The sequence below is a fragment of the Klebsiella sp. B345 genome (genome assembly GCF_051131735.1).
In the GTDB taxonomy this organism is placed as follows: domain Bacteria; phylum Pseudomonadota; class Gammaproteobacteria; order Enterobacterales; family Enterobacteriaceae; genus Klebsiella.
In genome coordinates this window covers 1,753,837-1,768,523 of record NZ_CP180443.1, presented here as the reverse complement: position 1 = coordinate 1,768,523, position 14,687 = coordinate 1,753,837, and the positions used below count along the sequence as shown (strand labels likewise).

The following is a 14,687-nucleotide window of genomic DNA, read 5'->3' as shown; positions in this document are numbered from 1 at the left end:
TTTACTAATTGATTTGTCTCAGTGACGTGGAACGCCCAGACAGATTGCAGTCTTTGCTGGAGCAGAATAACAATGGCAGAAAGTAGTCTTAACGAACGGGGCTCGCTGGAGCACAGCGACACTCGTCGTCGCATATGGGCAATTGTAGGTGCATCTTCGGGTAATCTGGTTGAATGGTTTGATTTTTACGTCTACTCATTCTGCTCTCTCTATTTTGCACACATCTTTTTTCCTTCAGGGAACACGACCACTCAGCTATTACAAACCGCCGGGGTTTTCGCTGCAGGCTTTCTGATGCGCCCCATTGGAGGGTGGCTGTTCGGACGTATCGCTGACCGCCGTGGCCGTAAAACATCGATGCTCATTTCCGTCTGCATGATGTGTGCGGGATCGTTAGTGATTGCCTGTCTACCTGGCTATGAAACAATCGGCACCTGGGCTCCCGCACTGTTACTCGTGGCGCGCTTATTTCAGGGGATCTCCGTTGGGGGGGAATACGGGACCAGTGCAACCTACATGAGTGAGGTCGCTGTCGAAGGCAAAAAAGGCTTCTACGCGTCATTCCAGTACGTCACGCTGATCGGCGGACAGTTACTGGCCGTACTTGTGGTGGTGGCCCTACAGCAAATTCTCAACGACGAACAACTGCATGCATGGGGATGGCGAATTCCATTTGCGCTAGGGGCCGTGCTCGCCGTTGTCGCCTTATGGCTGCGTCGCCAGCTGGATGAAACCTCTAAGCAAGAGACTCGTGCGTTAAAAGAAGCGGGTTCTTTCAAAGGACTATGGCGCAACCGCAAAGCCTTTATGATGGTGCTGGGCTTTACGGCTGCAGGGTCGTTAATTTTTTATACCTTTACGACCTATATGCAGAAATATCTGGTCAATACGGCAGGGATGAGCGCCAGTACGGCAAGCGTAATCATGACCGCTGCACTGTTCGTCTACATGCTGGCGCAGCCGCTGTTCGGGGCGCTGTCAGATAAAATTGGTCGTCGCACATCAATGATTTGCTTTAGCGCATTAGCAACGCTCTTTACGGTGCCGATTTTAAGCGCCTTACAGAATGTGACCTCACCTTATGCCGCGTTTGCGCTGGTTATTTGTGCGTTGATGATTGTGAGTTTTTATACTTCGATCAGCGGTATTCTGAAAGCGGAGATGTTCCCGGCACAGGTACGAGCCTTAGGGGTCGGCCTGTCCTATGCGGTGGCGAATGCGTTGTTTGGCGGTTCCGCTGAGTACGTTGCATTATCGCTGAAATCAGTTGGTATCGAACACGTCTTCTATTGGTACGTTACCGTGATGTGCGCCATCGCGCTGCTGGTCTCTCTGATGCTGCATCGTAAAGGCAAAGGGCTGAGACTCTAGATATTACTGATGCGCTAGTTGCCACACGGCGTAACCCGTTGTGGCACCGGCGACATCCCATGCGAAGTCTTTCCAGCTCCAGCCGCTTCCAGCCGGGCGGCTGTCCCACAGTTCTTTCGATGCACCCAGACTAACGGAAAACATAAAGCCAATTGCCGCACTGCGGTCACGGCTGTAACCCTGATGTTGGGCATACTCATTCCCGGCAGCCGAGAGCATCGCCGACGCAATAAAGTGCTGAGCTTTATCCTGGCCGCTCCACGAATCGTTAGCCATATGGCTACAACCGGTGAGCAGTAGTGGGGCAAGAATGATGAAATTACGCATACACATTCCAGAAAAAAGCCCCGGCAAGACGGGGCAGATGTTCAGAGAATACGGCTGATCAGTCGATCAATACGAATACGCCTCAGGCGACGAATCAGTTTTCGCACTTTGACCGGATAATCGGCGATGCTTTGCAGATCGCGATAGTGTTTAACGATGGTGGTATGCTCGCGGATCAGATGCAGCTCTTTTTCGCGCATCGCGCCCAGCTGTTGCTGCGGATCGTGAATGAGGATGGCGTTTTCCAGATCCAGGCGCCAGGCACGCGGATTGAGGTTGTTGCCGGTCAACAACATCCACTCATCATCAACCCACATCCCTTTCAGGTGGTAGCTGTTGTCCTCATCCTTCCACAGTCGCACCACCAACTGGTCCGTATTGACATAATACTGCAGGCGGCTCAGAAAACGGCGGAGGTTAATTTCATACAGATACGGGAGCGCCCCGATAATCTTAAACGGCTGATCTTCCGGAATATAGAAGTCATTCGCCGTTTTATCGCCAACGATAATCTCGACTTTCTTGCCGCTACGCAGCAGCTGGATGATATTACGCACCAGCAGCGCGGGAAGGTTGAAGTAGGGGGTACAGATAGTCAGCTTATGCTCAGCACAGGGCATAAGATGGAAAATGGTTTTGTTCAGCAGGCTCGATTTGCCGAGGCCAACCAGCGGGGTGACCGACAGCCGATCGTCATCAGCATTGCCGACAAAATGATAGCTGCTGTCACGCAGGTCCTGGCGGTACTGACGGATCTCATTTTTGATTTCCGGGCTTTTCGGGCGGCTGGCGCTGTCGAGACGGTTAACACCACGCCCCTGGACCAGGTTGTGATCGACCCAATCGAACATCACATCGGCCATTTTGGCGTTGCGAATACACTGGTAGCGATCGTAACGATATTTATCGTGCTGATGCAGATAGACATCGTTCAGGCTTGCGCCGCTGTAGAGGACGCAATCATCGATGATAAAACCTTTATAGTGGAGAACACCCAAGGCTTCTCGGGTATTCACTGGTACGCCATATACCGGGACATTGACGCCAGGATTTTCCTGCGCCATGCGACAGTACCAGTCGGCATTGGTATTTGCCGCAGCGGCGCCGATACGCCCGCGTTGGGCGCGGTGCCAGTCAACCAGAATGCGTACATCTAACTCTGGACGCTGGCGTTTGGCGTCGTACAGTGCCTGCAGAATTCCTTTGCCGCCATCATCCTGCTCGAGATAGAGCGCAATAATACAAATACGCTGGGTGGCGTGGGCTATCTTGGCCAGTAACGCCTGACGAAAATCCGCAGGCGCGTAATAGAACTCGATATCATCAACTGACTGAGAAAGCTTAGGGAGTTGGGCAAGGTGTTGTTGATGTTTATTACGCTTAAATTTTGACAACATCACAGTGCGTTTCTTCTCTGTTTATTGAAGGGTCTTCTGTACCATGCAGACGACGTAAGCGGGCAATAATAACATTACTGTTCGCGAATGTGGTCAACAATTGCGGCCGCCAGTTTATGATTATTGCGGTGTAAATTGTAGGGATAAACTGACAATCCCATCTTCCAGCTGAATATCAACCGTGAATCCCAGTTTTCTGGCCAGGCCAATCATGCCTCTGTTATTTGGCATCGTGATGCCATTTAACCGCTGCAGGCCGTGGCTCTGCGTGTAGGTGATCAGTTTCTCCAGCAGCCGCCGACCAAGCCCCAGGCCTTTCAGGTCGGAACGGACCAGCACGGCAAATTCCGCATCAATATTATCAGGATCGGAAATGGCTCTTGTTACACCGAGAATTTCATTCCCCTCGGCGGTGGCACGCACGGCAACAAACGCCATTTCTCGATCGTAGTCGATCTGTGTCATATTGGCTAAGTCGTCGTGGGTAAATTCATTGATTTCGCTGAAATAGCGATAATACAGATCCTCTTTCGTCACCTGAGCGATGAACGCCATCAGCAACGGTTCATCTTCCGGCAGAATAGGGCGGAACAGGCAGCGCTCGCCATTTTTCATCACCACCCATTCTTCTTGCTGTTGAGGGTAGGGGCGGATAGCCAGCCGGCTTTCGCTGTCGCCGCTAAACGGGGCAAGGCCTAGCGTGACATCGAGCGCCGTGAACTCGTTCCCCGAGGCCAGCAGCGGATGAATGTCCAGCCGCTGGATCTCCGGGCAATCAACGATCAGATTCGACACCTGAACCAGCAACTGGCTCAGACCGGAGACATCCAGCGGACGTAGCGCGCTGCGGCCACGGATCTTCTTGCTTTTGATCGCCTGGATCACCAGATAGCGGGCAAGGTTCATATTGAGCGGTGGCAGTGCCACGGCGGCCTGATCTTCCGCTCGCCATTCGACACCACCTTCACCCAACATGATCAGCGGGCCAAAAACCGGATCGTGCTCAACAACAACACGCAGTTCCTGCGCCCCGGCACGGTTCGCCATGCTTTGCACCAGCAAGCCGTGGATACGCGCCTGAGGCCAGGCCATTTTTACGCGGTCAAAAATGGCGTCCGCCGCCCGTTGGACTTCGGTGGCCGTTCGCAAATAGAGCATGACGCCCTGAACTTCAGATTTGTGCGGAATATCCGGCGAGCGAAGCTTCAGGGCCACCGGGTAACCAATTTGTTCGGCGATATGTACCGCTTCGGCGCTGTCGGCGGCAATCCAGGTCGGTAGCGTATGGATGCCATACGCGTGTAACACCGGGCTGACTTCATGAGTATCTAGCGAATGTGCGCCTTCGTTAATTGCCTGCTGCAACAGCATATGGGCTTGTTCAGTATTTGCCGTCACCATATCTGACAGCACCGGTGTTTCCCGCAGTTGTTTCTGGTTACGTCGGTATTCAACCATGTGCATAAATGCGGTAATGGTCCCTTCCGGCGTACGGTAGGTTGGCAGACCCGCATCGCTAAACAGACGACGAGCTTCCTGGGATGAGTATTCGCCACACCAGTTCGTCAGTACCGTGACATATTTCCCGCGCGGATGCTGCTTCAGCGCGTCAATCAGCGCCAGTGCGCTTTCCGTTCCCGGCGCGGCGGCGCTGGGGGAGTGGATCACCAACAGGGCATCATAGTCATGGCTATCCAGCAGAACGTTCAGCGCCTTGAGGTAATGTTCACTGCTGGCATCATCACGGAGATCCAGCGGGTTTGCGATACCAATACCGGCTGGCAGGACCTGGCGCAACTGGCTACAGGTCTCGTCGCTGAGCGTGGCCAGCTTACCGTTGCGTAGCCACAGTTCGTCCAGCGCCAGCGCCGCCGGGGCGGCACCGTTGCTGATGATCATCAGCTTTTCACCCCGCAGTGGACGCATATGACTGAGGGTTTCAACTGCGGAGAAGAGCTCATGAGTATCCTGTACTCGCAGCAGGCCCGCGCGTTGAATTGCGGCATCCCAGGCCGGATCCATACCGGAATTGACGTGCAGCAGCTGTTGTGCTGCCGGGCTACGGCCGCTTTTGATCACCAGAATCGGTTTATTACGTGATGCGCTGCGCGCGGCAGAAACAAAGCTACGGGCATCGCTCAGGTGCTCAAGATAGAGAAGAATAGCGCTGGTTTTACTGTCGCGGGCCAGAAAATCGAGGAGATCGTCTACGTCGATATCGAGGCTGTCCCCGAGGGCAATAAAGTAAGAGAAGCCCATCTCACGCTGCTGAGCCCAGTCGAGAATGGTATTCGAAACTGCCGCCGACTGAGAGATAAACGCCAGTTTGCCACGGTGTATAGGTACCGGGGAAAAGCTGGCATTCAGCCCCTGCCACGGTGCGAGCAGCCCGAGGCTGTTGGGGCCAAGCAGGCGCATTTGGTAACGGGTTGCGCATTCAAGCAGCGCAGGGTACTGGTCCGGCGGGGAGGAGAGAATAATGCAGGTTTTACACCCTTTTTGCCCCAACGCTTCCAGCAGAGAAAGATTGCGTCGGGCATTGGTACAAAGCACCGCAAGGTCTGGAGTGAAGGGCAGGCTGTCGATGGTGGGCCATGCCAGCACGCCCTGAACGGCTTTCCAGGCGGGCGTAACGGGCAACACCGGGCCGTTAAATCCTCCGGCCAACAGGTTGCGCATCATCAGATAACCGGCACGCTGCGGTTTCATTGACGCGCCAATAACGGCAATCGACTTCGGACGCAGCAGTGCTTCCAGCCCTTTTTGGCTCATACCGGTCTCCTTTGATCCCCAGTGACCGAATGATTTTAAACGCTTTCTGCTATTTGTGCTGTGATACTGCCCTTATGCTGGGTTTTTCCCGCCAGATAGCGGGAACGAAACAGACTAAAATGATCGCCAAGTGCGCGGGCGGCCTTCCGATCGTCGGCAAGATCCAGCAGCGCAATGGCCACTTCCGCGGTGCAATACTGCCCCTCGGCATGCGCTTCTCTCAGGTGATAGGCCGAAATACGTGAGAGATCGACAGAGATGACCGGCAGCGCGTCAAGATACGGGCTTTTACGAAACATTTTTCGCGCTTCCGTCCAGGTGCCGTCGAGCATAATAAACAGCGGCGGTTTACCCTCTGGCGGCGCGCTCAGTACCTGGCGCTCAGCTCCCGCATAAGAGGCCGGGAAAACGACCATCGGCTGGTAATTCGGATCGGCGACGGCATCGAGCAGCGCCTGCGGTGGCTCCGTTCGCGACCATTGAAAAGCGGTGGTGTCCGGCAGGATATCGGCAATCAGCCGCCCGGTATTGCTGGGCTTCATTGGCTCGGTATCAAACATCACCAGACAGAAGCGGCTGGTGGCTGTAGCCGGTGTCAGCGTGCTGCACAGGCACTGTTTCAGCGGCAGCAAACAGCGCTGGCAGCGGTGAATACGGTTACCACGAGCGAGAAAAGGCCGGGTCGCGCGAGCGAGGCGTTCGGCGCGAAGACGAAGAACGGCGTTGTCCATCATAAAGGGTCGCTAAGAAAAAACGCCATTGTCGCAGAGGTAAAAAGGGGGCACAAGCGGTGCCCCGGCAGGTTTACTGTTGGTTGGCTTCGTTCAGCCAACTGTCGAACGGCGCTTTTGGTACTGCACCGTTCAGCATGTCGATGACTTCACCATTTTTAAACATCATAATGGTCGGGATACTGCGGATGCGGAAACGTGCGCTGAGCTCGCGTTCAGCTTCGGTATTGACTTTCACGAAGCGCATCTTACCGCTACGCTCTTCAGCAACGTCTTCGAAGATGGGGGCAAAATTACGGCAGGGGCCGCACCAGGGCGCCCAGAAATCAACAACAACGGGCAGATCGTCCTTGAGTAGTTTATCCAACGTTGCCCCGGTCGCGTTGATCACATCGCCGTCAAAAAGATCGTGGCCGCAGCGTCCGCACTTCGCGCCATCGGCGCTACGTTCGTCGGGGATGCGGTTCAGAGCCTGACAACTGGCACAAACGGTATTCATAACTAACCTCTGGTTATGGGTTGCAGCGTGGCACGTGGCCGATTTGTTTCTGTAATGTTACATATTATTGATTAGCGACGAGTAAACAACAACGCGTTTTGTTCGATGAGTACAATAGACCCTATCTTTTAAACGAAATAATGGCGCGGCGGTGACACATCGGGTAATCTGCGCGCTTCGCGCAGCGCAGGTGGAGAAAATTGATGAGCGACGAACTGAAAAATAAAAGCGGCAAGGTCAAAGTGATGTATGTCCGCAGTGATGATGATTCTGACAGACGCACCCATAACCCGCGTACCGGGAAAGGGGGAGGGCGCCCAGGAAAATCTCGTGTTGACGGCCGTAGCCGCCCTGCCCGCGATGAGCGAAACAGCCGCGGTGATGACCGCAAACGTGACGATCGTAAACGTGATGATTTCGATCGCGACGGTGGTTCTCCATGGCGCACCGTTTCGCGTGCGCCGAATGATGACGCGCCGGCCAAACCGGACCACGGCGGGATCAGCGGCAAAAGCTTTATCGATCCGGAAGTGCTGCGTCGTCAGCGCGCGGAAGAGACCCGCGTTTACGGCGAAAATGCCTGTCAGGCGCTGTTCCAGAGCCGTCCGGATGCGATTGTTCGTGCCTGGTTTATCCAGAGCGTGACCCCGCGTTTCAAAGAAGCGCTGCGCTGGATGGCGGCGAATCGCAAAGCTTATCATGTGGTTGATGAAGCCGAACTGGCCAAAGCCTCCGGTACCGAACACCATGGTGGGGTATGCTTCCTGATCAAGAAACGCAACGGGACCTCCGTGGCGCAGTGGGTTGCTAAAGCCGATGCCGAAGATTGCGTGCTGGCGCTGGAAGATGTTGGCAACCCGCACAACCTTGGGGCGATCATGCGTAGCTGCGCGCATTTCGGCGTGAAGGGCGTTGTCGTACAGGATGCCGGTATGCTGGAATCTGGTGCGGCGATCCGTACAGCAGAAGGTGGCGCGGAACACGTTGAGCCGATCACCGGTGACAGCTTCCTCGATACCCTGGAGCAGTTCCGTAAAGCGGGCTATGCGATTGTCTCTACCTCCAGCCACAACGGTACACCGCTGCACAAAGCTGAGCTGCCGAAGAAAATGGTGCTGGCGTTAGGTCAGGAGCGTGATGGTTTGTCCGATGCGGCGATTTCCAGCGCGGATCTTAACGTTGCTATTGAAGGGACTGGCAATGTCGAAAGCCTGAACGTCTCTGTCGCAACCGGCGTATTGCTCGCTGAATGGTGGCGCCAGAACAAGGCCTGATCGCAGAGTTGATCTAAAAAAATGCCAGCGTAATGCTGGCATTTTTGTCTCTGCAGGACGCCGACAGGGTTATTCCTGCCCGGCGGGTAACACCGGCATCCAGTCGATGGGCGGCTCGCCGCGCTCGGCCAGCCACTGATTCGCCTGAACAAAATGATTGCTGCCAAAGAAGCCGCGATGAGCGGAAAGCGGTGAAGGATGCGGTGCCTTCAATACGCAATGGCGCTGGCGATCGATAATCGCGCCTTTCTTTTGCGCATGCGCACCCCACAGTAAAAACACCACCCCTTCACGATGTTCATTGATCAGCGAAATCACTTTATCGGTAAAGGTCTCCCAGCCAAGGCTGGCATGGGAATGGGCTTGTCCCGCTCGTACCGTCAGGACGGTATTGAGCAACAGCACGCCTTGCCGTGCCCAGCTTTCCAGATAGCCGTGCGCAGGGCGGCTGAAACCAGGGACGGTCCCTTCCAGTTCTTTATACATGTTTAGCAGCGAAGGGGGCGTCGCGATCCCCGGAAGTACCGAGAAGGCCAGGCCATGTGCCTGACCAGGCCCGTGATAAGGATCCTGCCCCAGAATCACCACTTTGACATCGCCAAGTTCGGTATAACGAAAGGCGTTGAAGACATCTTTTTGCGGTGGGTAAATCGTCATCCCCGACTGGCGTTCTTCGGCGACGGTTTTCAGGGTATTCACAAAATAGGGCTGCTGCTTCTCTTCCACCAGCACGTCGTGCCAGGTCAATGGGGTCGTCATTCTGCTCTCCTGCAAAGTGTCATCGCTATAGCTTAACTGCTTCTTTCTGCATAACAAAATCTGCACGCCGCAGTTGACGTTTCACATGCAAAAATAATTGAAAATTTACAAAATTATTTTGCATTGGCTATGGCGTAACTTGATGTAAAACAATAATATCCCCCTATACCCATTTGCACTGCATGGTTTTTGTTGATTTAGGTCAATGAATGCCGGGTGGTTGACTGATATACATACACTCATACAACAATGGTTTTACCAATTGGCCGCAAACAGGCCAGGAAGACGAATAACTATTGCCTAAGGGAGGCATCAAATGATTACTGGTATCCAAATCACTAAAGCTGCAAATGACGACCTGCTGAACTCTTTTTGGCTGCTGGATAGCGAAAAAGGCGAAGCGCGCTGCCTGTGTGCCAAAGGCGGTTTTGCGGAAGATGACGTGGTTGCGGTGAGCAAACTGGGCGAAATCGAATATCGCGAAGTTCCGCTTGATGTGAAACCGGAAGTCCGCGTTGAAGGTGGTCAGCACCTGAATGTTAACGTGCTGCGTCGTGAAACGCTGATGGATGCGGTTGAGCATCCGGAAAAATACCCACAGTTGACCATTCGTGTCTCTGGCTATGCAGTACGTTTTAACTCCCTGACGCCAGAGCAGCAGCGTGACGTTATTGCTCGTACTTTTACAGAAAGCCTGTAAGTCGAAGCCTGAAAATAAAAACGCCGGGATATCCCGGCGTTTTTTTTGCTCTCTGCTTACTGCGGAGTACTGCTATCGCTACCGCTTGGCTTACGACGCTTACCCACATTTTTAGCATCACGGTGACGTTTCTTCACGCGTGTCTTATCTTTGTCTTTCTCTTTTTTCTGCTCGGCGCGCTTAGCCATTACCTTCTTGGAAGGTTTACCGGTCTGCTTTTCACTCGGTGCGCGGGTGGTCGGACGTAATTCATCGATAACACGCGGCTTGAGCGGCTCCTCGATGTAACGACCAATTTTCCCTAACAGCAGATGGTCGTGGGCTTCGACCAGAGAAATGGCAATGCCTTTTTTCCCTGCGCGACCGGTACGTCCGATGCGGTGCAGGTAGGTATCGGCCGTACGCGGCATATCGAAGTTGAATACGTGGCTTACGTCAGGAATATCGATCCCGCGCGCGGCGACGTCGGTGGCAATCAGCACGTTCATGCGACCATCGGTCATGCGCTTAATGGCTTCGTTACGTTTAGCCTGCACCATCTCGCCTTCCAGCCAGCAGGTATTAATACCCGCTTCGCGCAGCCAGGATGCCAGCTCATGAACACGCTCGCGTTTGCGTACAAAGACGATGGAGCGGGTCGCATCCGGCTGTTGCAGCAGGTTAATCAGCAGCGCGGTTTTATGCTTGATATCATCGGCGCGATAGTACCACTGGTGAATTTTCTTACGTTCACGGGTGGAGGGGCTGGCGGAGACTTCAACAGGCTCTTCCAGCAGACGCTCGGCAAAGTCTTTGATCGCATCGCCTTCCAGCGTCGCAGAAAACAGCATGGTCTGCTTACGCCAGCGGGTTTCACCGGCAATGTGCTCGATATCCTGGGCGAAGCCCATATCCAGCATACGGTCCGCTTCGTCGAGGATCAGCGTTTCGACAGCACGGCAATCGAAGTTTTCTTCTTTAATGTATTGCAGCAGTCGTCCGGTGGTGGCGACCACGATATCCTGATTCTCGCTGAACACTTCCGCATGGTTCATATACGCGACACCGCCGGTAATGGTGGCGATATCCAGATGCGTGTGCGCAGCCAGTTCGCGCGCATGGTCAGCGACCTGCATTGCCAGCTCACGGGTTGGTGTCAGGATGAGAATTCGCGGTGGTCCGGATTTTTGCGTGGGAAATCAAGCAGGTGCTGCAACGCTGGCAGCAGGTATGCCGCAGTTTTACCGGTGCCTGTCGGGGCTGAACCGAGAATGTCACGGCCATCAAGCGCAGGCGGAATAGCGGCGGCCTGAATGGCTGTCGGGCGTGTGAAACCTTTTTCCTGGAGGGCCTCCAGAAGGTTTTCGTCGAGTTCAAGTTCGGAAAAAGTCGTTACAGTCATGATCTACCTCTGAGTGGACCGACGATTATAGACGTTACGGGCATAATGTTCATCTGTTTGTAAGGCTATCTGTTCTCCGGTATTGTGCATAGCCTCAAGTCCAGGCGTTTTTCGTCCGCAAGGTTATTAAGGATGTCTCAGTCGAAGTTTGCGCTGCCGCGCAATGGTTTTACGTTTAAACAGTTCTTTGTTGCTCACGATCGATGTGCAATGAAAGTGGGCACCGATGGCATTTTGCTCGGTGCGTGGGCGCCGATCGCGCAGGTAAAACAGGTGCTGGATATTGGCACCGGTAGCGGCCTGCTGGCTTTGATGCTGGCGCAGCGAACCGATGTTCGGGTCACGTTAGATGCGGTGGAACTCGACGACAATGCGGCAGACCAGGCGCGGGAAAATGTCGATGCGTCTCCGTGGTCGGCACGAATCCAGGTTCATCAGGCGGATATTCAACAATGGCAACCTCCGCAAACCCGGCGCTATGAACTGATTGTCAGCAACCCGCCTTTTTTTGCTGAAGGTGTTCCCTGCGCGACATCGCAGCGCGAACAGGCGCGATATACCACCACGCTCGATCATGTGACGCTTTTAACCTGCGCCGCGGAGTGTATCACAGAAGAAGGGTTTTTCTGTGTGGTGCTGCCGGTAGATATCGGCAACGCATTTGTCCAGCGCGCTCAGAACATGGGTTGGCATTTGCGCTTGCGTACCGATGTGGCGGAAACGGAAATGCGCCCTCCGCACCGGGTGCTGTTGGCGTTCTCGCCGATGGCGGGAGAGTGTTTTAGCGATCGCCTGATTATCCGCGGGCCAGAGCAACAATACTCTGAAGGGTTTACTGCCCTGACCCAGGACTTCTATCTCTTTATGTGAAGCAGGGGCGAGAGGATTGACGGCCCGCTGTTTGGGAGCTGCTCTGGATAATCCAGCGTATAGTGTAATCCGCGGCTCTCTTTGCGCAGCATCGCGCAGCGAACGATCAACTCAGCAACCTGCACCAGGTTACGTAACTCCAGCAAATTGTTAGACACGCGGAAGCGCGCATAATATTCGTCAAGTTCCTGTTGCAGCATGGTGATACGGCGTAACGCGCGTTCCAGACGGCGCGTGGTACGTACGATACCGACATAGTCCCACATCAGTAATCTCAGCTCATGCCAGTTATGCTGAATGACCACCAGCTCGTCAGGGATCTCAACCTGGCTCTCATCCCAGGAAGGGAGCCCGTTGACCGGTTGGGCAAACGGCATGCGCTTCATAATATCTTCGGCGGCGGACCAGCCATAAACCAGACATTCGAGCAACGAATTGGACGCCATGCGGTTAGCCCCGTGGAGCCCGGTGTAGCTCACCTCGCCAATGGCATACAGTCCGTCGACGTCGGTGCGGCCGTGGTCATCGACCATCACACCACCACAGGTATAGTGAGCAGCAGGGACGATTGGCACCGGTTCTTTTGTCAGATCGATCCCCAGACCAAGCAGTTTTTCGTAGATCATCGGGAAGTGCTGACGGATGAAGGCTTCCGGTTTATGGCTGATATCGAGATACATGCAGTCGACTCCGAGTCGCTTCATTTCATGGTCAATGGCGCGGGCGACGATATCGCGCGGGGCCAGTTCGCCGCGTTCGTCAAAATCGGGCATAAACCGCGAGCCATCCGGGCGCTTCAGATATGCCCCTTCGCCGCGTAACGCTTCTGTCAGCAGGAAATTGCGCGCTTGCGGATGGTATAACGCGGTGGGGTGAAACTGGTTAAACTCAAGGTTAGCGACACGACACCCCGCTCGCCACGCCATGGCAATGCCATCGCCGGAAGAGACATCCGGGTTAGTGGTGTACTGATATACTTTGGCGGCACCGCCGGTGGCCAGAACCACGGACTTAGCGCTGCAGGTTTCTACCTTTTCTTTATTACGGTTCCAGATCCAGGCGCCAACGACGCGGCGCGTACCGGGCAGGCCGATTTTATCGGAAATGATCAGATCGACCGCATTGCTCCGTTCCAGCACCCGAATATTCGGGTGAGACAGCGCCTGGCTGACGAGCGTGGTTTCCACCGCTCTGCCTGTCGCATCGGCCGCATGAAGAATACGACGATGGCTGTGGCCCCCTTCGCGGGTCAGATGGTAGCTCTGCTCGCCGTTAGCCTGAGTTTGGGTATCAAACAGGACGCCCTGATCGATAAGCCACTGCACGCAAGGTTTGGCATTGCTGGCAACGAAAGAGACCGCGTGGCGATCGCACAGGCCAGCGCCGGCAATCAGCGTATCTTCAACATGGGATTCCACGCTGTCCGTCTCATCAAAGACCGCGGCAATGCCGCCTTGAGCGTATAACGTAGAGCCTTCGCTGATTGGGCCTTTGCTCAATATGGTCACGGAGCTGTTCTCCGCCAGCCGCAGAGCAAGGGATAAACCGGCGGCGCCGCTGCCTATAATCAGCACATCACAGGAAAAGTCAGGTGTAGTATTCATGGGCTTTGTTTAATTTACTAAACACAATAAAGCCACAATAGCACCAGGCTGTGATGAATCGTACATTTTTTTTTCGACTGGTTGCGGAAACTAAACACTGGTTGGCGGAGCGGCGTACAGGTAAAGGAGAGAAAATATTTGCGAAGCAGATCGTTAGCTTCAGATTTTATAGTGAAATAAAAACGATGTTACGTTACCCTTCTGGCGGACCTTACGCTTTTTCTTCATCATCTTACCTGGCGTTGAGTTGCGGGACTTATAATGAGAGATAACAAATCGTCCGCCGTTGCCAGAGAAAAAACAAAGGCGTAACGGAACTTTATTGTTTTCAGACACTCCAATCGTCTGCTTGCTCATAATGCAGTGATTGGGTAGTGCTTTGAAGGCGCATGGGAATTGGGTTTGGGGAGACATTACCTCGGATGAGCGAGCAGTTAACGGATCAGGTCCTCGTTGAACGGGTCCAGAAAGGAGATCAGAAGGCGTTTAATCTGCTGGTGGTACGCTATCAGCATAAGGTTGCGAGCCTGGTTTCCCGCTACGTGCCACCGGGCGATATCCCTGATGTCGTTCAGGAGTCGTTCGTAAAAGCATGGCGCGCGCTGGAGTCCTTCCGGGGAGATAGTGCTTTTTATACCTGGTTATATCGTATCGCCGTCAACACGGCGAAGAATTATCTGGTAGCTCAGGGGCGCCGCCCGCCGTCCAGCGATGTTGACGCCAATGAGGCGGAAAACTTCGAAAGTGGTGGGGCACTGAAAGAAATTTCGAACCCTGAGAATTTAATGTTGTCAGAAGAACTGAGACAAATAGTTTTTCGTACCATTGAATCGCTCCCGGAAGATTTACGCATGGCAATTACATTGCGGGAGCTTGATGGCCTGAGCTATGAAGAGATAGCCGCTATCATGGATTGTCCGGTAGGGACCGTACGTTCGCGTATTTTCCGGGCACGAGAAGCTATTGATAATAAAGTTCAACCGCTCATCAGGCGTTGACGAT

The 14,687-nt window shown here is 54.1% G+C and carries 12 protein-coding genes and 1 pseudogene; 5 read left to right on the top strand and 8 right to left on the bottom strand.

All coding sequences use genetic code 11. From position 1 onward, the window contains the following. Window positions 1-72: 72 nt before the first annotated feature. Entirely contained in the window at window positions 73-1,371 is a 1,299-nt protein-coding gene (locus ACMYSO_RS08180; protein ID WP_434583497.1) for an MFS transporter, read from the top strand. Between the two features lie 3 nt (window positions 1,372-1,374). On the opposite strand, the gene ACMYSO_RS08175 is transcribed toward ACMYSO_RS08180, so the two are convergent. From ACMYSO_RS08175 to trxC, 5 genes are all read right to left on the bottom strand, one after another. After that, on the bottom strand, window positions 1,375-1,698 hold the full coding sequence (locus ACMYSO_RS08175) for a YfiM family lipoprotein (RefSeq protein WP_434670069.1): 324 nt from the start codon (window positions 1,696-1,698) through the stop codon (window positions 1,375-1,377). Between the two features lie 41 nt (window positions 1,699-1,739). Further along, window positions 1,740-3,095, bottom strand: a complete 1,356-nt coding sequence (gene pssA, locus ACMYSO_RS08170; RefSeq protein ID WP_123755427.1) for a CDP-diacylglycerol--serine O-phosphatidyltransferase — start codon at window positions 3,093-3,095, stop codon at window positions 1,740-1,742. A 120-nt stretch (window positions 3,096-3,215) separates the two neighbouring features. Beyond that, window positions 3,216-5,867, bottom strand: a complete 2,652-nt coding sequence (locus ACMYSO_RS08165) for a bifunctional acetate--CoA ligase family protein/GNAT family N-acetyltransferase (protein WP_434670068.1) — start codon at window positions 5,865-5,867, stop codon at window positions 3,216-3,218. Between the two features lie 35 nt (window positions 5,868-5,902). Next, window positions 5,903-6,601, bottom strand: a complete 699-nt coding sequence (locus ACMYSO_RS08160; RefSeq protein WP_434670067.1) for a tRNA-uridine aminocarboxypropyltransferase — start codon at window positions 6,599-6,601, stop codon at window positions 5,903-5,905. Window positions 6,602-6,671: 70 nt separating this feature from the next. Beyond that, window positions 6,672-7,097, bottom strand: coding sequence for a thioredoxin TrxC (trxC, locus tag ACMYSO_RS08155; protein ID WP_434583501.1), 426 nt, complete (start codon window positions 7,095-7,097; stop codon window positions 6,672-6,674). A 203-nt stretch (window positions 7,098-7,300) separates the two neighbouring features. On the opposite strand from trxC, the gene ACMYSO_RS08150 reads away from it, so the two are divergent. After that, entirely contained in the window at window positions 7,301-8,371 is a 1,071-nt protein-coding gene (locus ACMYSO_RS08150; RefSeq protein WP_123755423.1) for a tRNA/rRNA methyltransferase, read from the top strand. Window positions 8,372-8,440: 69 nt separating this feature from the next. Here the strand turns inward: ACMYSO_RS08150 and ung are convergent, their stop codons facing one another. After that, complete coding sequence (gene ung, locus ACMYSO_RS08145) at window positions 8,441-9,130, bottom strand: uracil-DNA glycosylase (RefSeq protein ID WP_434670066.1); 690 nt, start codon at window positions 9,128-9,130, stop codon at window positions 8,441-8,443. Window positions 9,131-9,446: 316 nt separating this feature from the next. Between ung and grcA the strand changes: the two genes are divergently transcribed. Next, window positions 9,447-9,830, top strand: coding sequence for an autonomous glycyl radical cofactor GrcA (gene grcA / locus ACMYSO_RS08140; protein ID WP_434583503.1), 384 nt, complete (start codon window positions 9,447-9,449; stop codon window positions 9,828-9,830). Window positions 9,831-9,886: 56 nt separating this feature from the next. Here grcA and srmB read toward each other — a convergent pair. Then, window positions 9,887-11,211, bottom strand: a pseudogene (gene srmB, locus ACMYSO_RS08135) (ATP-dependent RNA helicase SrmB). A 132-nt stretch (window positions 11,212-11,343) separates the two neighbouring features. Between srmB and trmN the strand changes: the two are divergent. Then, complete coding sequence (gene trmN / locus ACMYSO_RS08130; protein ID WP_434670065.1) at window positions 11,344-12,081, top strand: tRNA(1)(Val) (adenine(37)-N(6))-methyltransferase TrmN; 738 nt, start codon at window positions 11,344-11,346, stop codon at window positions 12,079-12,081. On the opposite strand, the gene nadB is transcribed toward trmN, so the two are convergent. Continuing rightward, window positions 12,066-13,685: an L-aspartate oxidase gene (gene nadB / locus ACMYSO_RS08125; protein ID WP_434583507.1), complete on the bottom strand. Its 1,620-nt coding sequence runs from the start codon at window positions 13,683-13,685 to the stop codon at window positions 12,066-12,068. The genes trmN and nadB overlap by 16 nt on opposite strands. 422 nt (window positions 13,686-14,107) lie before the next feature. On the opposite strand from nadB, the gene rpoE reads away from it, so the two are divergent. Next, complete coding sequence (gene rpoE / locus ACMYSO_RS08120) at window positions 14,108-14,683, top strand: RNA polymerase sigma factor RpoE (RefSeq protein ID WP_004866461.1); 576 nt, start codon at window positions 14,108-14,110, stop codon at window positions 14,681-14,683. The last annotated feature ends 4 nt before the right edge of the window (window positions 14,684-14,687 follow it).

Bases quoted from the DNA above. Each gene is read 5' to 3' on its own strand.
- ACMYSO_RS08180 (WP_434583497.1), top strand. From the start codon at position 73: ATGGCAGAAAGTAGTCTTAACGAACGGGGCTCGCTGGAGCACAGCGAC.
- ACMYSO_RS08175 (WP_434670069.1), bottom strand. From the start codon at position 1,698: ATGCGTAATTTCATCATTCTTGCCCCACTACTGCTCACCGGTTGTAGC.
- pssA (WP_123755427.1), bottom strand. From the start codon at position 3,095: ATGTTGTCAAAATTTAAGCGTAATAAACATCAACAACACCTTGCCCAA.
- ACMYSO_RS08165 (WP_434670068.1), bottom strand. From the start codon at position 5,867: ATGAGCCAAAAAGGGCTGGAAGCACTGCTGCGTCCGAAGTCGATTGCC.
- ACMYSO_RS08160 (WP_434670067.1), bottom strand. From the start codon at position 6,601: ATGATGGACAACGCCGTTCTTCGTCTTCGCGCCGAACGCCTCGCTCGC.
- trxC (WP_434583501.1), bottom strand. From the start codon at position 7,097: ATGAATACCGTTTGTGCCAGTTGTCAGGCTCTGAACCGCATCCCCGAC.
- ACMYSO_RS08150 (WP_123755423.1), top strand. From the start codon at position 7,301: ATGAGCGACGAACTGAAAAATAAAAGCGGCAAGGTCAAAGTGATGTAT.
- ung (WP_434670066.1), bottom strand. From the start codon at position 9,130: ATGACGACCCCATTGACCTGGCACGACGTGCTGGTGGAAGAGAAGCAG.
- grcA (WP_434583503.1), top strand. From the start codon at position 9,447: ATGATTACTGGTATCCAAATCACTAAAGCTGCAAATGACGACCTGCTG.
- trmN (WP_434670065.1), top strand. From the start codon at position 11,344: ATGTCTCAGTCGAAGTTTGCGCTGCCGCGCAATGGTTTTACGTTTAAA.
- nadB (WP_434583507.1), bottom strand. From the start codon at position 13,685: ATGAATACTACACCTGACTTTTCCTGTGATGTGCTGATTATAGGCAGC.
- rpoE (WP_004866461.1), top strand. From the start codon at position 14,108: ATGAGCGAGCAGTTAACGGATCAGGTCCTCGTTGAACGGGTCCAGAAA.